General features: G+C 70.9%; 15 protein-coding genes. 8 read left to right on the top strand and 7 right to left on the bottom strand.

Translation table 11 applies throughout. The features are described from left to right. Positions 1-20: 20 nt before the first annotated feature. From ACH4U8_RS08945 to ACH4U8_RS08920, 6 genes are all read left to right on the top strand, one after another. Positions 21-1,907, top strand: a complete 1,887-nt coding sequence (locus tag ACH4U8_RS08945; RefSeq protein ID WP_395776382.1) for a hypothetical protein — start codon at positions 21-23, stop codon at positions 1,905-1,907. Between the two features lie 76 nt (positions 1,908-1,983). Further along, the gene (locus tag ACH4U8_RS08940; protein WP_360314231.1) at positions 1,984-2,601 is read left to right on the top strand and encodes a class I SAM-dependent methyltransferase; all 618 of its coding nucleotides are present in this window, start codon (positions 1,984-1,986) and stop codon (positions 2,599-2,601) included. A 37-nt stretch (positions 2,602-2,638) separates the two neighbouring features. Further along, complete coding sequence (locus ACH4U8_RS08935) at positions 2,639-3,157, top strand: nucleoside 2-deoxyribosyltransferase (RefSeq protein ID WP_360314233.1); 519 nt, start codon at positions 2,639-2,641, stop codon at positions 3,155-3,157. A gap of 122 nt (positions 3,158-3,279) precedes the next feature. Then, positions 3,280-4,668 carry a M1 family metallopeptidase gene (locus ACH4U8_RS08930; RefSeq protein WP_395776380.1) on the top strand — a complete coding sequence of 463 codons (1,389 nt, stop codon included), beginning with the start codon at positions 3,280-3,282 and terminating at the stop codon, positions 4,666-4,668. A 254-nt stretch (positions 4,669-4,922) separates the two neighbouring features. Further along, entirely contained in the window at positions 4,923-6,221 is a 1,299-nt protein-coding gene (locus ACH4U8_RS08925) for a lipase family protein (protein ID WP_395776993.1), read from the top strand. Positions 6,222-6,319: 98 nt separating this feature from the next. Continuing rightward, on the top strand, positions 6,320-6,889 hold the full coding sequence (locus ACH4U8_RS08920) for a GNAT family N-acetyltransferase (RefSeq protein ID WP_395776378.1): 570 nt from the start codon (positions 6,320-6,322) through the stop codon (positions 6,887-6,889). 111 nt (positions 6,890-7,000) lie between these two features. On the opposite strand, the gene ACH4U8_RS08915 is transcribed toward ACH4U8_RS08920, so the two are convergent. The 5 genes from ACH4U8_RS08915 to ACH4U8_RS08895 form a co-directional block, all read right to left on the bottom strand. Continuing rightward, positions 7,001-9,229, bottom strand: coding sequence for an MMPL family transporter (locus tag ACH4U8_RS08915; protein WP_395776376.1), 2,229 nt, complete (start codon positions 9,227-9,229; stop codon positions 7,001-7,003). A gap of 513 nt (positions 9,230-9,742) precedes the next feature. Next, the gene (locus ACH4U8_RS08910) at positions 9,743-10,036 is read right to left on the bottom strand and encodes a DUF6191 domain-containing protein (protein WP_395776374.1); all 294 of its coding nucleotides are present in this window, start codon (positions 10,034-10,036) and stop codon (positions 9,743-9,745) included. Positions 10,037-10,162: 126 nt separating this feature from the next. Continuing rightward, the gene (locus ACH4U8_RS08905; RefSeq protein WP_360314243.1) at positions 10,163-10,942 is read right to left on the bottom strand and encodes a maleylpyruvate isomerase family mycothiol-dependent enzyme; all 780 of its coding nucleotides are present in this window, start codon (positions 10,940-10,942) and stop codon (positions 10,163-10,165) included. A gap of 67 nt (positions 10,943-11,009) precedes the next feature. Continuing rightward, positions 11,010-12,077, bottom strand: coding sequence for a serine hydrolase domain-containing protein (locus tag ACH4U8_RS08900; RefSeq protein ID WP_395776372.1), 1,068 nt, complete (start codon positions 12,075-12,077; stop codon positions 11,010-11,012). 258 nt (positions 12,078-12,335) lie between these two features. After that, the gene (locus ACH4U8_RS08895) at positions 12,336-13,100 is read right to left on the bottom strand and encodes an SDR family oxidoreductase (protein WP_395776371.1); all 765 of its coding nucleotides are present in this window, start codon (positions 13,098-13,100) and stop codon (positions 12,336-12,338) included. A gap of 68 nt (positions 13,101-13,168) precedes the next feature. Here ACH4U8_RS08895 and ACH4U8_RS08890 point away from each other — a divergent pair, with 68 nt between their 5' ends. Continuing rightward, positions 13,169-13,810, top strand: coding sequence for a TetR family transcriptional regulator (locus tag ACH4U8_RS08890; protein ID WP_360314249.1), 642 nt, complete (start codon positions 13,169-13,171; stop codon positions 13,808-13,810). Positions 13,811-13,880: 70 nt separating this feature from the next. Here the strand turns inward: ACH4U8_RS08890 and ACH4U8_RS08885 are convergent, their stop codons facing one another. Continuing rightward, on the bottom strand, positions 13,881-15,107 hold the full coding sequence (locus ACH4U8_RS08885) for a cytochrome P450 (RefSeq protein WP_395776369.1): 1,227 nt from the start codon (positions 15,105-15,107) through the stop codon (positions 13,881-13,883). Between the two features lie 142 nt (positions 15,108-15,249). Further along, positions 15,250-16,644 (bottom strand): glutamine synthetase, encoded by a 1,395-nt coding sequence (locus ACH4U8_RS08880; RefSeq protein ID WP_360314253.1) that lies wholly within the window; start codon positions 16,642-16,644, stop codon positions 15,250-15,252. A gap of 413 nt (positions 16,645-17,057) precedes the next feature. On the opposite strand from ACH4U8_RS08880, the gene ectB reads away from it, so the two are divergent. Continuing rightward, a complete protein-coding gene (gene ectB, locus ACH4U8_RS08875) occupies positions 17,058-18,314 on the top strand; it encodes a diaminobutyrate--2-oxoglutarate transaminase (protein WP_379987887.1) in 1,257 nt (418 codons plus the stop codon). The last annotated feature ends 8 nt before the right edge of the window (positions 18,315-18,322 follow it).

Below are 18,322 nucleotides of genomic sequence, written 5' to 3'. Positions count from 1 at the left end.
AGAACACGAGGTCTCCCGTCATGAACGCCCCCGTCGTCGCCGAAGAAGCACCCGACCGCCCGGATCGCCGGCCGGCCACCGCGCTGTTCGGCGCGGTCGGTGTCGACCGACTGCCGCGGGCCGTGGCCGAGTTCCTCGCCGCGCCCGAGCACACCCCGGTACCCGTGCCGTGCGTGGGACGTCCGGACCTGGCGCACGCCGTCGAGCTGGCCGCCGGTCTGTACGCCGGTGTCGAAGTCCCGCAGCCGCTGGACGTCGGCGTGCTGCTCGGGCCGTTGGACCTGCCCGACGGCGTGTCGGCGCTGGCCCGCCCGCTCGCCCGCACCTGGGTGGCCGAGCAGGAGTTGGCGGACGCCGCCGGGTTCCGCCGCCGCCACCCCGGGACGCTGCTGATCGTGGGCTGCTACGACCGGCTCAACCTGGACCCGGTACGGGCGTTGCTGCTGACCACCTACCGCGACCGCGAGCCCGGACTGACCCTGCTGAGCGGGCGCGACGCGACCTCGGTGGCCTGGAACGTGGCCAAGCAGTACGCCCGGCCGGCGGCCGGCGTCGACGCGATCGGGCTGTTCACCGACACCGACCGGCCGCCGCACCCGGACGGCGTCCGGGTCTTCGACGACCGCGACTTCGAACACGTCGACATCCAGGCCGAGATCCTCGCCACTCGATGGCGCCGGGTGGCGTTCCAGGGCCACGGCAAGGACGACAGCGTCAACCTCGGCGAGTTCACCATCTGCGGCCTGAACCCCACCGCCCCGGCCCGCACGGGAGCACTCGGCCCCCGCTGCGCGTACGGACTGCCGTGCTACAAGCCCGAGGACAAGCTGGTCCCGCTCAACCGCGTGGAAGCCGTCGAGGTGGTGCTCAGCGCCTGCAACAGCGGCCCGCTCGCCGATCTCGCGCTGTACGACCCCAGGTACCAACTGTTGCTCAACGCGCTCGACGGTCCGGCCCGCACCGTCGTCTCCGCCGTCTCGGTGCACGATTCCGATCGGCCGGAGAACGTCGCGTGGATGCATGGGGCGTTGTCCGGCGCGGACTCGGTGGACGTCCTCAACGCCAGTCTCGCCGGGTCGCATCCCTACCCGGCGTTCATGCGCTTCGGCCTCCCGCAGGGTGACGCGCCCGCCGCGCCGCCGCCCGCCGAGCACCGCCCCGACCCGCTCGTGCTCACCGTGGGCCGGCGGCTGACCACCCTGCTCACCTCGGAACTGCTGCCGCACAACCACGCGTTGCGCCCCAGGCTGGTCAAGCTCGCCCGCAAGGTGGATCTGTGGGTGTCCCGGCCGACCCATCTCGCCGACCAGTCGCCCGAGCAGATCCGTACCTCGCTCACGGCGGACCTGCAATCCCTGGACCACGTGATCGCCGAACAGGTCGCGGCGAACCCCGAGAACGAGCTGATGAGTTACCCCGCGCACTTCGGGGACCGCAGTTCGCTGGACCCGCAGGTGCGCGAGGTGACCTGCCATTGCGGGCGCCCCGCCCAGGAGTTCACCCGGCGGGGGTTGCTGCCGCACGTCTCGGACACGATCTGCGCGGTGTGCATGCGCTGCGGCGACGTCACCTTCCGCGTGCCGCAGGGCCCTTCGCTGCTGGCCCACGCCCAAGACGAGGTCGAGCAGGGCGCCGTGCTGGAGGTGCGCGCGACGCTCACCGCGGCCCGCCCGGGTCCGGTCCGGCTGGGGCTGTTCGTGCCCACCTACCTGCGTGAGGACACGACGGTGGAGCCGGGCATCGTCAAGATCCGGGCCGGGCACGAGCGGGCCCGGGAGGTCGCCTTCCGGGTGCGCTTCGCCGCCGAAACCGCGCCGCAGGCTTACTACTTCACCGTTTTCGCGGTCCAGGACCTGGCCGTCTCCACGGCTCGACGCCACTTCGGCGTCGTGCCGCGCCGCGGCTGAGTCGAACCCGGCACCGCCGCACCGCATTCCACCGACCGCACACCACCGAATTCCGCCGCGACAAAGGACGAATGCCATGGAAACCCGGTCCAAGCCCGAGATCGAACTCGTCGAGACCGACGGCGAGGTGACATTGAGCATCGGCGGCGAGCAGGCCATGCAGGCGTGGGAACGCGATCTGATGTGGGCGAGCGCCGACATGTTGTGCGAGTACGGCCGGGACTTCTACGAAGTCGGCCTGGGCCTGGGGCTGTCCGCGCTGCGGATCGCAGGCAACCCGGCCACCCGCAGCCACACCGTGCTCGAACTCTTCGACGAGGTCGAGGACCTCTTCCGGAGCAAGCACCCGACGCTGCCCGACAATCTCGCCATCGAACGCGGCGACTTCTTCCAGCGGGTCTTCGAACTGCCCTCGGAGAGCCTGGACGGCATGTTCTTCGACCCGGCCCTGGACATGGAGGTCTGGACGGACGAGGCGCTGTGGGCCAGGACGATGCCGGAGGTCGTCCGGGCGCTGCGCCCCGGCGGGGTGTTCATCCCCTTCTTCAGCACCAAGCCGGAACTGCGTTGGCAGTACCTGCCGCACTTCCGGAGCATCCGGGTCGAGTCCCACCCGTACCAGGCGTACGACACCACCGAGTACACGTACGGCACGAGCGGCCAAGCCTACATCCAGTGTTTCCGCAAGACCTGACCATGCCATCCCCACGGCCCATTCCGGAGGTAGCCGTATGACCATCGCCCCCTCTACCGATTACCTGTGCGGCCTCGACGTGGGTTCGCTGTTCCTGGCCGGGCCCTTCATCCAACTCCTGGACCCGGCCACCGGCGAGATGCCGGACCACGCGCGAGCCCCGTTCGACATCCTGATCAAGCACTTCGAGGCACACGGTCTGTCCGTGCACAACGCGCACCGCCGCGAGGCGTGGGGCGCGGAGTTGATGCGGCCGGACCAGTGCACCCGGCTGGATCAGGACGAGATTCGCAAGGCCGACGTCTTCGTCGCGCTCCCGGGTTTCCCCGCCTCGCCGGGTACCCACATCGAGGTGGGCTGGGCCAGCGCCTTCGACAAGCCCATCGTGCTGATGCTGGAGCGGGGGCGGGAGTACACGTTCCTGGTGCAGGGGCTGCACACCGTGGCCACGGTGGAGTACGTGGAATACACGGACGTCGCGGAGGCCCTGCCCGAGTTGGACCTGGCCCTGCACCGGGCGGTGTCCCGCCACCGCGAGACGGCTCGCACGGCCTGACCCGCGCCGCCGGCAGGTGGCCGGGCCGCGCTCGGCCACCTGCGCTCGAACATCGCCCCCGGGGAGCGCGAGTCGCCGACCCGAACAGGGCTTTTGCCGCCGCCGATCCGATGGGGGAACCGATGAGGATCGGCACGGCCGTGTTCGCCGCCGTCGCCACGCTGCTCGCGGCGTTCGGCGCGAGCTCCGCGTCGACGCGCGCGGCGTCGCCGGGCACGGTCCGCCTCGAACGGCCGCTCGTGGCGCACCCGGAGGCGGTACGGACCCCGGCCACGCCGTCGTACACGGTCGAGTTGACCGCCGACGCCCGCGGACGCGTGTGGACCGGCCACGAGCGGGTGGGCTTCTCCAACGCCTCGGCCGATCCACTCCCCGAGGTGTACCTGCGGTTGTGGGACAACGCGCACGGCACGTGTGCGGCACCGCCGATCACCGTCTCCGAGGTCACCGGCGGCGTCCCGGTCGCCCTCACGGTCGACTGCACCGCCCTGCGCATCGTCCTGCCCGTGCCGCTCGGTCCCGGCGAACGCGGCACGATCGGCTTCGGTCTGCGTATCGAAGTCCCGGACGGGATCGACCGGTTCGGCCACGACGACGAGCACGCCATGCTCGGCAACGCGCTGCCGGTGCTGGCGATCGCGGACGCGGCGGGCCCGCATCTGGACCCGTATACCGACCACGGCGAGTCGTTCTATGCACTGGCCGCGGACTTCGACGTCACGCTGGAGCACCCCGCCAACCTGCGGGTACCGGCCACCGGCACCTCGGTCGACTCCCCGGGTTCGCCCGGCCGCGTCGTCACCACCGCGACGGCGCGCAGGGTCCGGGACTTCGCGTGGGCCGCCGGGGCGTTCACGCAGATCTCCGGTGCCTCAGCCACCGGGGTCGACGTCAACGTCTACGCGGACGGCGGCGTCACCGCGTCGAACGCCCGGGCCATGCTGGACGTCGCCCGCTCGGCCGTCGACACCCACGCCCGGCGCTACGGCGCCTACCCGTACTCGGAGTTGGACGTCGTCCTGGACGACGACCTGTGGTTCAGCGGCATGGAGTACCCGGGATTCGTCCTGGACCGCGTGCAATCCACCGCACTCGTGCACGAACTCGCCCACCAGTGGTGGTACGGGATCGTGGGCAACGACGAGTACACCGACCCCTGGCTCGACGAATCCTTCGCCGAGTACGCCACCGATCTCGCGCTCGGCCGGACCGGCGAAGGCTGCGGGCGGGACGTCGCGTGGTCCGCGCCGACGGAGCGACTCACCAACTCGATGCGGTACTGGGACGCGCACCCGTCCCGGTACGAGGCGGTCGTCTACGACTACGGCAAGTGCGTGCTGCACGAGCTTCGGCGACTGATCGGCGACGCCCCGATGGACCGGCTGCTGCGCGGATACGCCGCCGACCACTGGTACGGGATCTCCACCACGGCCGAGTTCAAGCGAGCGGCCCAGGCGGCCACCGCGCACGACCTGACGCCGTTCTGGGCCCGGCACCGTGTCGACGGCTGACCCAGGACGTCGCTGCGATCCGGTCGCCCCGGGTCGCCGGCAATACCTGGACGCCAAAACCGAACTCGACTAGGTTTCTTGCGCGGCGTCCGGCGGCAGGCTCGTCCGGACGACCTCCGCGAGCGATGCGCCATGCGCCATGCACATAAAACCTGTTCCATTCCATCTGGCTCGGTTGGGGGCTGGACATGCGTTGTACAGGTACGTCAGGCGGGAAGCCGAAAGCCCGGGTGCCGCACAGGCTCGCCGCCTTGGTGATCGTCGCGGCACTCGCCGCGACCGGATGCAGCCGCGCCGACCCCGAGCCCGCGGCCGCACGCCCCGACGCCGGCACGCCTCGGGCGGGAACGGCCGCGCCGGTGCCGCCCGGCGACACCGCCGCACCGTCCCCGCCGCCGACTTCGGTCCCCCCTGCGGTGCCGACGGCGGCGCCCGGCACCAAGGCGCCCGAGCACGACGCGTTCTTCGACCCGCCCGTCCCGCTCCCGCCGGGAAAGCCCGGCGAGGTGATCCGCCGACGGCCGTTCGACGTCCCCGGCGCGGGCACCAAGGGCGCGGCCGAGGAAGTGCTGGTCATGTACACGACCACCGGCACCGACGGCAGACCCGTCGCCGCGACCGGCACCGTCGCCCTGCCCAAGGGCCCGGCTCCCGCCGGGGGTTGGCCCATCGTCGCCTGGGATCACGGCACCGTGGGCATCGGCACCATGTGCGCACCCTCGCGCGGCTTCCTCGCCGGCATCGGCGGCTTCGACATCCAGGCCGAACTGATCCGACGCGGCTTCGCCGTGGTGCAACCCGACTACATCGGCATGGGCGTCACCGGCGTCAAACATCCCTATCTGCAAGGAAAACCCGCCGCCTACGCGACGCTCGACCTGGTCCGCGCCGCCCGCACGATCAACCCCGACCTCGGGCAGACCTGGTTCGTCGGCGGCCACTCCCAAGGCGCCCACGCCGCCTTGTGGACCGCCGACCACCAGCCGCGATACGCCCCCGAACTCCCGCTGGGGGGCGTCCTCGCGTTCGCGCCGGGCACCGGCTTCCAATTCATGCCCGGACTCGTCGAGCAACGCGACGCGACCGCGGCCCCGTACATCGGCATCTTCCTGATGCTCCTCGACGGAGCCGCAGCCGCCGACCCCTCGGTCAAACCCGACCAACTGCTCACGCCCGCCGCCCTCGCCGTCGCCGACGCGGCCTGGATCGACTGCCTGAGCACCGTGATCGGCGGCGACTTGCCCGACCCCGCCAACGTCCTCAAACCGAACGCGGACCTCGGCCCGCTCACCGCCTCGCTCGAAGCCAACGCCACCGACCAGGTCACCCCCGCCGCCCCGGTGTTCCTCGCCCAGGGCAGCGCCGACCCCCTGGCCCCGCTCAACCTGCCGATGGCCCAGGCCCTGTGCGCCAAGGGCGCAAGCATCGACTACCGCACCTACCCCGACCAGGACCACGGCCTGAACGACTTCCAGCCCTCCGGCACCGACGCCCTCACCTGGCTCCAGTCCCGCCTGGACGGCAAACCACCCACGCACACCTGCGCCTTCTGACCCGACGCGGGCAACCCGGCCCCGGCCGGCTCCACTTCCCGCACCCGCGCTTCCGCCACTCGTTGCGCGCTAGCGTCGGGCGGGCGATCATGGCGATCATGGAGCGGCCGAGGCGGATGATCGAGTGTGGGGACTTCGTTCTGCGGAGTTGGCGGGCGCAGCGGGACTTCGCGGCGGCGTTCACGTTGATCGAGGAGTCCCTGGAGCACCTGCGGCCGTGGGAGCCGTGGGTCGCGGCGCACAGTGCGCGGCACACCCGGGAAATGCTCGCGAGGTTCGAGGCGAAGTGGGCGAGCGGGGAGATGTACAACTACGCCATCGTCGAGGACGGCGTCCCCGCCGGCATGTGCCAGAGCTACCGCGAGCCCGAATCCCGGGGCCGGCGCCTGGGCTACTGGTTGCACCCCGCGGCGACCGGCCGGGGCACCGCCACGAAGGCGACGGCCGCCCTGGTCGCCGAGATGTTCACCCTGCCGGACGTGGCGTACCTGGAGATCACCCACGACCTGGCCAACACCTCCAGCGCCGCCATCCCGCGCCGGTTGGGCTTCACCGAGATCCGACGTGATCCGGGGACACCGCCCACGGCTCCCGCCGGCAGCGGAATCGAGGTGGTCTGGCGGCTGGACCGCCCCACCCCGGACACCGACGACACTCGCCGCCCCTGAACCGAACGAGACGACCTCCGGACCGGGTCCGCCCGCGTGCGGTGCGCACACGAGCGTGCCCGCCCCCGGTGCGGCGGGGGGCGGGCACGGTATCGGGACGGACTCGCGGGGTCAGACTCCCGTCGGGTCCTTCACGTACGACGACTCGGCTGCCGGGGCCGCCGGCGTGGGGCCGCCCTCGCTGAGGCCGAACCGGGCGTGGAACCTGCGCAGCGGGGCCGGCGCGTACCAGGCCGAGCGGCCGAGCAGGCGCATCGCGGCGGGAACCAGGATGCCGCGTACGGCGATTGCGTCGATGAGGATGGCCAACCCGCTGCCCAGGCCGAACAACTGCATGAAGCTCAGCTCGGCCGTCCCGAAGGCGAAGAAGCTCACCGCGAGCAGGCAGGCCGCCGCGCTGACGATGCGGCCGGTGTGCCCGAGGCCGTCGGCCACGGCGGACTCGGTGTCCAGGCCCTGGTCGTGCAGTTCCTTGATCCGGCTGGTGACGAACACCTCGTAGTCCATCGAGAGTCCGAAGGCGATGCAGAACATCAGCATCGTCATCGAGGTGTCCATCGGCTGTGGCGTGAAGCCGAGCACCGAGGCGAGGTGCCCGTCCTGGAAGATCCAGGTCATCACGCCGAGCGTGGCGCCCAGGCTGATCATGTTCAGGACCAGTGCGCGCAGCGGTTGCACGATGCTGCCGGTGAACAGGAACAGGAGGAGGAAGGTGGTGAGGGCGATCAGCGCCGCGGCGAGCGGGATCCGGCCGATGATGGAGTGCTTGGCGTCGACCAGTTCGGCCCCGCTGCCGCCCACCAGGGGGTGCGTGCCGACCGGCGGGGTGACCGCGCGGATCTCCTTCGCCAGGCTCTGGCCCTCGTCCGACTTCGGCGCCAACGCGCTGATCACGTTGATGCGTTGCGCGTCGGGCCGGCCGAGTGCGGTGTTGCCCGGTCCCGGTGCGGCGGCGCGTCCCTGGACGTAGGTTCCGGTGGCCGCCTCGACGCGGATGATGTCCTTGTGCCGCGAGAGTTCGGCCGCGTACGCGTCCAGCGGGCCCCGGTCCACGGCCTTGTCGATGACGATGTGCAGGGCCGCGGCGTCGTCGCCGTCGAAGTTCTTGCGCAGTTCCCCGGTGACCTGGCGGCTCTGCGCGTCCTCGGGCAGTACCCGCTCGTCCGGCGTGCCCAGGTTGATGCCCAGCAGCGGGCTCGCCGCCAACAGCAGCACCCCGAGCACGGGCAGCGCGGTGAGCGCGGGCCGCCGCATGACGGTGCGCGCCAGCCGCCCCCACAGCGGCGCCCGGGAGGCGACGCCCTCCTTCTTCGCCCACGGCATCCGCCCGTTGTTGACCCGATGCCCCAGCACCACGAACAGGGCCGGCATCACGAACAGGGTGCTGATCGCCGCGATGGCGACGACCCCGACCCCGGCGTAGCCGAACGAGCGAAGGAAGTACTGCGGGAACACCAGGAGTGCGCCGAGTGCCGCCGCCACCGTCGCCGCGGAGAACGCGACGGTGCGGCCCGCGGTGTTCACCGTCTGCCGGACGGCGTCGTCCACGCTCGCCCCTGTCGCGAGTTGCTCGCGGAACCGGCTCACCATCAGCAGCGCGTAGTCGATGCCCAGTCCCAGGCCCAGCGCGGTGGTGAGGTTGGTCGCGAAGATCGAGACGTCGGTGACGCTGCCCAGGAAGTAGAGCTCGGCGAACGTGCCCGCGATGGCGATGATCCCGATGGCCAACGGCAACAGGGCCGCGACGACGCTGCCGAAGACGATCAGCAGCAGTATCAGGGTCAGCGGCACCGCGATCGCCTCGGCCAGGAGCAGGTCCTTGCCCGACTGGGTGCCCATGTCGCTGCTCACGGCGGCGCCGCCGCCGGCCTGGATGGTGAGTGCGTCCTTGTACGACCCGGTGTAGGCGTCGATGATGCTCTTGGCGTTCTTTTCCCGTGTGGTGTCGTCACCCTTGACGTGGGCGAGGACCATCGCCTGGCGGCCGTCCTTGGAGCGCAGCGTGGGGCTGTCCGTGTCCCAGTACGAGATCACGTTGTCCAGGTTCCGCTCCTTTCTGAGGTCGGCCGCCAGGGCCTGGCCGCCCTGTTTGGCGGCCGGGTCGTCGATGCCGCCCTTGGGGGCGCGAGCCAGCAGGATCAGGTTCGTCTCCCCGCCGAACCTCTTCTCGATGACCTCCCGGGCCTGGGTGGACTGCGAGGCCGGGTCGTCGTAGCCGCCACCCATCAACTTGCCGAACGCGCCGGCGCCGGCGGCACCCATGAGGGCCAGAGCAACGACGGCGACGATCAGTACGAGCCGGGATCGGCGAATCGCCAGTTCCGCTATGCGCTCAAACACGCGCTTTCTCCTTTTTGTCCTTGCGATGACGCGAAATGAAGCAGCCGGGAGCGGCATCGAGAGCCGGGATGCGAGGCGAGGCGACCGAGAATTTAGCCGCCTTGCCGTTCGTTATAAGTTGTAACGCTCGCGAACAGCTAACGTCAAGTACTTGCGTGATAACTTCTAACCAGAACTTGAGTATGTAGCTGTCGCCGCCCGAAAAAGCGGGTTTCGGTGAATTTGCGCCGGAGCTGCGGCGGAGTTGTGCCAGGGCTATGGCAAGAGGGGGGTACCGCGTGAAAGGGCCCCGCAGCCTCGCCGACACCCGCCGCACGGCCCGTGCCCGACTACCACGTTCCGGAGGACGTCACGGAAATCGTGGCCGGGATGACGGCGACCCTGCTCCACGCCTGCCCCGGGCCATCCGGGACGGCCCCACCTCGCAGGCGCCGTCGGCCGCCCGGTCCTCGCCGAACGCCGCCCCGCCGGGCCCGGAGGCGGTACGAACGGACCCGCCGGGGCGGGGATTCCCTATGCGGACGGGTCGTCCGGCCGGCGAATGCGCACGACGCCCCGGTCCAGGTCGACGTCCGGGCGCTTGGGCGCGCCGTCTTGATCCTCGTCGCGCAGCACCAGTTCGACCCGGCGCTGCTCCAGTTCGAGCCGCTTGCCCGGGGAGAACAGCGCCTGCAGATCCTCGGTGCCGGTGGCCCGCATCCCCCGGGTGGCCTGGGGGCCGTCCGTGCGGCCACGCTTGCGGCCGACCCACCAGTAGACCCGCATCCCGACCGCGAACACGAACGGCGCCAGGAGCAGGGCCGTCACGAGAGGGAAAACCAGTTTCCACATGGCCCGTCAACGTCGGCCGCGCCCGGCGGGTTCCCCTCCGACGACGCCATCACCCGATCCACACCGGCCGGTTCGCGAAAGTCGCGGCTGCCGCCGGCTGCTTCACTGGCCGGCGACGACGATGCAGCCCTGCAGTTCCTCGACCGCCTCGGGGGCACCCTCGATCGTCACACCGCTCGCTTCACCGGGACTCGTGCGATTCCACACCCAGCGCAACAACGCGCTCGGCGGTCCGCTGATGGTCACGTCGGTCGCGTCATCGCCGGACTCGGCGCCGACCGTGGCGTCCTCGACCGCGAACAGGCCCGGTCCGGTGCGCACCCGCCACGCGGCACCGTCGGTGCGCAGCAGGTAGCGGCGGCCCGGCGAGTCGATCAGGAGGTCGGTGAAGTGGTCGGCCCACTCGCCGACGCCGTAGGCCACGAAAATCTTGAGCAGCTCGTCCACACCGTCGACGGCGAGATCGTCCGGGATCGGCACGACCGTTTGCCCGGCGCCCAGTTCGGCGTCGATGCGGTGCACGACGGTCTCCTGCGCCATGCGCCGAATCCAGAAGCCGACGGTCTGGTCCGGGCCGTACCAGGTGCCGGCCGGATCCTGCGGGCTGCGCGCGGCGAACTCGGCGCACAGCGCGGCGTACGAGCGCTCCAGCAGGGCGAGCGGCTCCTCGTCGGCGAGGCCCTTCGGCGGCCAGGGGTCGGGCTCGGCGGCCTGGCGCATGGACAGGGTCTTGTGCAGGTAGACCCCGCCGACGTGTCGGGTCAGGTCGGCGACGGTCCAGCCGGGACAGGTGGGCACCGCCCCGGCGGGGGCGAGCGCCGCGAGGGCGCGCAGGCGGGCGTAGTCGGCCGCGAGGCAGTCGAGGTATCGGGAGTACTCCATGACGGGCAGCTCAGCACACGACCCGGCCCGAGGCAACGCGATTGCGCCCCTGGGGACATCCGCGCCGTCACCGCCGCCCGCCCGGTCGGCGGGTGGCCGCGGAGGGCGGCGCCGTGCCACAGAATTCGGCGAGGAGCAGGTACCCGGCCGCGTCGGTGTCGCCCGCCCAGTCGGTGTTGAAGTCGACCACCAGGGTGTGCCCGCCGTCCCGGGTGCTGTAGGCCATGCTCTGCGAGCCCGGCAGGAAACCGGTGTGCCCCCAGACCTGCGTACCGCAGGGCAGGGTGGCGCGGAAGATGCCCAGCCCGTCGTCCTGGCCGTCGCCGAAGTCGGGCGAGGGCACCGTGGTCGTCATCTCGGCGAGCTGCGCCTCGGGCAGCAGTCGGCCGCGCATCAGGGCGGCGAGGAAACGGTCCAAGTCGGCGGTGCCGGAGACGAGTTCGCCGGCCGCCCAGCCCCAGGACGGGTCGAACTCGGTGATGTCGTGGACCGTTCGGCTCGGGTCGTCGGGGAACTTCGTGTACATCCGCCCGCTCGGCGCGGGAAGTCGGGGGTAGTGGCCGGGCAGGAGCGTGGAACGCAACCCCAGCGGCGCGAAGATCCGCCGCTCGGCCTCCGCCGCGTAGGGGTGGCCGGTCACCCGTTCGACGATCATCGCGGCGAGCACGTACTCGGTGGTGGTGTAGTTCCACCCGGTACCCGGCGCGAACCTCGGTTCGTGCCTCATCGCGATCGCGACGAGTCGTTCGGGTGTCCAGGTGTCGTAGCGATGGGCCAGGAAGTCCTTGCCCAGCAGGTGCAGGTCGGGGTCCTCCGTGTAGTCCGCGAGGCCGCTGGTGTGGTTGAGCAGTTGCCGCAGGCTGATCCCCCGGCCGTCGTTGCCGTTTCCCCGAACCACCCCCGGCAGCCACTTCTCCACACTGTCCGCGAGGCGCACCCTCCCCTCCGCCTCCAACTGAAGCAACACCGTGGCGATGAACGGCTTGGCGATGCTCCCGGCCCGAAACCGATCGACCGGCCTCGGCGCCCGCCCCGTCCCGAGGTCGGCAACCCCGGCCGTCCCGCTCCACACCCCACGCGCGTCCCGAGCCCGCACCACCACCCCCGGCACCCCCGCCCGCACCGCGAAGTCCATGGCCGCCCGGGTCTGTTCATGCCCCCCACCCGACACATCGGCCGCCCCGACCCCCGTCGCCGAGGCCCCTGCCAGGGCCACCGCCACCACCACCCCCACAGCCGCCGACACCCTCCGCCCAGCCCGCATCCCGAATCCCTCCTTCACGCCCCCGCGCCCACCACATACCGCTTTCCGTCATCATGACGCACCTCCGGGTAATCGAGGAGGTGGACGCCCACGCTCACCCGGCCATCCCCAGGCTCGAAACATCCGCCGTCACACGCGCGGTCCCAGGAACAGGCCGCCGCTGGCGTCGATGACGTGGCCGGTGATCCAGCGGGCGGCGTCCGAGGCGAGGAACGCGACGATGTCGGCGACGTCTTCGGGGGCGCCCAGCCGGTCGAGGGCCGTTGTGGCGGTGATCAGGTCGGTCAGACCCGGCGCTTCGAAGAAGGAGCCGTTGGTCGCCGTTCGGGTGGCGCCCGGCGCCACGGCGTTCACCGTGATCCCGCGCGATCCGAGTTGATTGGCCAACGTCCTGCTCATCGTCTCGACCGCGGCCTTCGTCATCGCGAAGGACGTCTGGCTCGGGCTGGCCATCCGCGTGGCCACCGACGAGATCGAGACGATCCGGCCACCGTCACGGAATAACGGCAGGGCCCGCTCGATGGTGAAGTACACCGCTCGCACGTTCACCGCGAACAGATGGTCGAACTCCGCTCGTGTGGTGACCCCGAGCGGACCGGCGGGCGCGGCCGCCGCGTTGTTGACGAGGATGTCGAGCGCCCGCCCGGCCAGACCGGCCTCCACCCCGGCGAACAGCGTCTCGACGTCGTCGTCCACGCCCAGCCTCGCCCCGACGGTGAACGCGCTGCCGCCCGCGCGTTCGATCTCCTCGACCGTCGCCTTCGCACCGGCCTCGTCCGTACCGAAGTGCACGATGACCACCGCCCCGTTCGCCGCCAACCGGGCCGCGATCGCCTGCCCGATGCCGCGCGATGCCCCGGTCACCAGAGCCGTCTTGCCGGTCAAATCACACATACGGACCACCATTTCATGTTAGTTACTACCAATCTGGTAGCTGCTATCACTCCGGTAGGGTCTACCACATGCCTGATCAGCCCTCAAAGTTGCGAACGCGACGGCGCACCGAGACCCGGCGCACCATCCAGGAGCACGCGGTGCGGCTCTTCACCGAACGCGGCTACGACGCCACCACCGTGGCCGAAGTCGCCGAGACCGCGGGCATGTCACCGATGACCGTGTATCGGCACTTCCCCACGAAGGAAGACCTCGTGCTCGTCGACGAGTACGGTGCGCTGGTCGCCGAGCGCATCCTCGCCCAGCCCGCCACCCAGCCCCTGGTGCGCCGCATCGGCAACGCGCTCGTCGACTCGGCCACCGCGTTGACCGGCCGCGAACACGGCGAAGGCCCGTCGGTGGGCGAGGAGTTCCTGCTGGCCCGGCTGCGGCTGATGATCTCGACGCAGGCGTTGCGGGCCAGGCATCTGGACAACCACTACGTCCTGCAACAGGCCATCGTGGACGCCCTCGGCGACGACACCACCGACCCGGACACGGTGTTCCGCGCCCAAGTGGCGGCCAGTGCCTGCCTGGCCGCGATGCACACGGCACTGGTGCGCTGGGTCGAGGACGACGGACGCACCGAACTGCCCACCGTGATAGCCAAGGCCCTCGCCGCCTTCGGCGCGGACACCGTCGGCGTCGAAGGCGGCGACCCGCTCACCTGAGGAAAGGATCTTTCGGGCACGCGTCCGAAGGAACGACCCGGACGCCGAAGTACCTTTTGCCGTCCGGGAGTTACTCCCCGACGAGAGGCACCGTGTGCCACCCCCGCAGGATGTTGTGCAGGCGCCGGGTCGGCACTCGATCGGGGTTGGGGGCGAGGCTCCGAAAGCGCGTGGCCAACGCGGTGAGGACGGCGTCGAATTCCAGGGCCGCAAGGTGATTCCCGGCGCATTGGTGGATACCCGCCCCGAGCGCGAGATGATCGCGGCTGTTCCGGGTGACGTCGAACGTGTCGGCGCTCGGCCCCCACTTGCCGCGGTCACGCCCCGCGGAGCCGTACAACAACAGGACTTGATCGCCCGCCGGTATCCGGGTGTCGCCGACGCGCACCTCGCGGGTGGTACGTCGGCCGAAGAACTGTATCGGTGCCTCCATCCGCAGGGCCTCGGCCAGGGCCGCTTCGCTGGGGACGGCGCGATCGCGGATCGCCGCCCACTGACCGGTGTGTGCCGACAGGTACAGGGCCGAGGTGATCGCGTGGATGGTGGTGTCCATGCCGGCGACGGTGTAGGAGAGCATCAACGGCACGGCCTGGGCCTCGTCGATGTCGCCGCGATCGGCCGCGGTATGGATGGCACCGAGCCAACTGTCGGCCGAGATCCGATCCCGGGTGGCGACCCGGTCGAGATAGCGGAACATCTCCTCGGCATGCGGAAACGCGGCCCGGGTGCGCGCGTTGTCCGGGCCGAACGTGTCGAAGGTCGCGTCGGCGAGTTCCAGGAGCAGCGCGCGATCCTGCTCCGGCAGGCCCATCAGACGCATCACGACGCCGGCGACGAACGGAGCCGCCAGGTCGGCCACGGCATCGAAGACACCGTCGCCCGGCAGCCCCTCGACCAGGGCCCGGGCACGTTCGTGCATGCCCAGGGCGAGGGATTTCACCGCCCGGGGCGCGAGTTGCCGCGACAACACCCGACGCAGCCGCGCGTGCGCGGCGCCGTCCGTACCCACCACGGTGCCCGCCAGGAAGCGGTCGTTGACCGGATCGGTCAGCGCGAGTGCCCGTTCGCTGGAGTAGGTCGCCGGATCCCGCAGCGCCGCGGCGACCCCCGCGTGCCGGGGCAGCGCCCACACGCCGTGCGCCTCCAGGCGTACGACCGGGCCGAGTTCGCGTAATCGGGCATAGGTCGGATAGGGGTCGCTCAGGGTGGCGTCGTCGAAGAGGTCGATGTCGGCAAAAGCGTGCACGCAGAGCCTTTCGTCGGGGCCGCCCGGCGGCGCCCGCGGTTTCGCGCGCATGCCGACGACGGAGATCGCCTGGCGGATGCGGCCATGGTCGGTCGCGCCCCGACGAGGGGTCAAGGGCGCGTCGAAGCACACGGCGCACACGGGCGCGACCGGTAGGCTCCCGGGCCCGCCGGGCACCCCACGAAGGCCCCCGTCAGCAACCCTCGTCGCCGTACATCAGGTGTTCCCAGTCGGTGACCGCGCGGCAAAAGCGATCCCACTCCCGCGACTTGAGCCGCAGGAACAGGGTGGACAGCTCGGGCCCGAGCCCGCACGCGACGATCGGGTTGTCGGCGAACCGGTCGAGCGCCTCCCGAAGCGTGGTGGGCAGCAGACCGAACGGCGACGGGCCGGTGTCCGCGCAGTCCCGGGGCGGCCCGGGATCGGTGCTGTTCTTCAAGCCGTCCTCGATCGCGGCGATCAGCACCGCGTGCGAGAGATACGGATTGACCATGGCGTCCGGCAGTTTGACCTCCAGCCGCCCGTTGTCGGGGAACCGCACCGCGCACGTCTTGTTGTCGATGCCCCAGTCGACCTCCGAGGGGGCGAACCTGCCCGTGTCGCACAGGCGTTTGTAGGAGTTCACGGTCGGCGCCAGGACGGCGGTGATCGCCGCCGCGTGGGCGAGGATGCCGCCCAGGGCGTGTTTCCCGGTCCGGGTGAGGTGCAGCCCGGGCACGGCCGGGTCGACGAAGACGTTGCGGTCGCCGTCCCACAGGCTGATGTTGTGGTGGCAACCGTTGCCCAACTCGCCCTCCGCCGGTTTGGGCATGAAGCTCACCTCGGCGCCCAGGTCCCGGGCGACCCGGCGGCAGATCTGCCGGTGCAGGACCAGCCGGTCGGCCGTGCGCTCGGCGAGATCGAACGTCCAGTTGAGTTCGAGTTGCCCGGGGCCCTCGCAGTTGCCCTCGCTCATGTCCAGACCGAGCGCGCGGCCGTAGTCGACGACCGTCTGGTAGACCGGCCGCAGCCGATCCATCTGCTCGATGTGCAACAACGGGTGGGGCGTTCCCGGTCGATGTGCGCTCTCGACTCCCGGGACCGACCAGGTGACCTCGGGTTCGCAGCCGCTGCGCAGTTCCAGCCCGGTGCGGTCGCGGAATCCGGCGTGCACCCGGCGCAGGTTGCCGCGCACGTCCAGCGGCACCGGCCGACCGCCCATCTCGCCGGGGGCGTGCGGCGGTTCGTACATCCGGCAGAAGAAGAACCCGGTGCGCGGGTCCCACGGCAGGATGCCGAAGCTGTCCAGGTCCGGCAGCAGGACGATCTCGCCCCGCTCGGCGTCGCCGCCCAACATGCTGCCGTCCCGGTCGAGTTGGAGATCGGCGAGGCACCCGGGGTGGGCCCGGACGCCGTTCTCCGCGATCCGCCCGAGGTGCTCGGCGTGCACCACCTTGCCGACGACGCGGCCGGTCAGCGTGACGACCTGGCAGTAGAGGTACTCCACACCGGCCTCGGTCATCCGCGCCCGCACGTCCCGCAGGGCCGCCGGGTCGGTGTTCAGCTCGCGATGCTTGTGCAATTCGGTATCGGTCGAGGGGCTCGCCATGCGCTTCTCGCTTCGGTCGACCTGCGCGCGTGCACTGAGGTACACACCGGATGCCCGGGCGCTCCCACCCGCGGGCATCGCCCGACCGGTTCCCGGCTCGGGACCCGCCGCAACGCCATGCCACCCGATCAGGCGAGTGCCCGGGCTGGTCGGTCGGCGGCCCGCCCGGCGCAGCGGGGAGCGCGTCCCGGACGGCCCAGTCCGGCGGGCGCGGACCGCCGCGCCCCATGACGCTGGTGTGGGGAGAGCCGGCCACCCAACCGTTCGCCGTCTCACCGGACGCCCCGAGTTCATCCCGTCCCACGGCCCGACGCCCGGGGCTCCGCCACGAGCCTCGTCCCCGAACCCGCCTCCGGACGGCCGCACCGAACCGCAACCACGCCCGCCCCCGAGGGGGGCATGGGAGGTCCACCGTGAACGTTTTCGAGACTCTGGAGTCCGAGGTGCGCAGCTATTGCCGCCACTGGCCCACGGTGTTCGACCACGCCCGGGGCAGCCACCTCAGTGACGAGGCGGGGCACACGTACCTCGACTTCTTCGCCGGGGCCGGTGCACTCAACTACGGACACAACAACCCCATGCTCAAACGGGCCCTCCTGGACTACATCGAACGCGACGGCATCACGCACGGCCTGGACATGGCCACCACCGCCAAACGCGCCTTCCTGGAGTCGTTCGAGAGCCTGATCCTGTCCCCGCGTCGGCTGCCCTACAAGGTGATGTTCCCGGGCCCCACGGGCGCCAACGCGGTCGAGGCCGCGCTGAAGCTGGCCCGCAAGGTCACCGGACGCAGCCCGATCGTCTCGTTCACCAACGCCTTCCACGGCATGTCCCTGGGCGCGCTCACCGTGACGGGCAACGCCTTCAAGCGGGCCGGGGCCGGCATCCCGCTGGTGCACGGCACCCCGATGCCCTACGACGGCTACTCCGACCACGATCACCACGAGGCTCCCGACTTCCTGTGGTTCGAGCAGTTGCTCGACGACCCGGGGTCGGGCCTGGACCATCCCGCGGCGGTGATCGTCGAGACCCTGCAGGGCGAGGGCGGGATCAACGTGGCCCGGCCGCAGTGGCTGCGCGCACTCGCGGGCCTGTGTCGGCGCCACGACATGTTGCTGATCGTGGACGACATCCAGATGGGCTGCGGCCGCACCGGCGGGTTCTTCTCCTTCGAGGAGGCCGGCATCGTCCCGGACATCGTCACGCTCTCGAAGTCGATCAGCGGCTACGGCCTGCCCATGGCTCTGTGCCTGTTCAAACCCGAGTTGGACATCTGGGAGCCGGGCGAGCACAACGGCACCTTCCGCGGCAACAACCCGGCCTTCGTCACCGCGACGGCCGCGCTGCACACCTACTGGGCCGACGAGCAGACCCCGAAACAAACCGCCGGCCTGGGCGTTCAGACGGAACAGGCACTGCGCACGCTCGCCGACGACATCGCCCCCGAAACGGTCGAGGTACGCGGGCGCGGCCTCGTCTGGGGGCTGGCCTTCGACGACCCGGACCGCGCCTCCGCGGTCTGTACCCGTGCCTTCGAGCTCGGCCTGCTGGTGGAGACCTCCGGCCCCCGGAGCGAGGTGGTGAAACTGATGCCGCCGCTGACCGTGTCCCCGGAGGAACTGCACGACGGACTGCGCATCGTGACCCGGGCCGTCCACGAGACCGCCTGAACCCGAAC

The sequence above is a fragment of the Embleya sp. NPDC020886 genome (genome assembly GCF_044333915.1).
Lineage (GTDB): Bacteria > Actinomycetota > Actinomycetes > Streptomycetales > Streptomycetaceae > Embleya.
The sequence above is the reverse complement of the archived record's forward strand: the minus strand, read 5'-3'. Positions and strand labels throughout refer to the sequence as shown.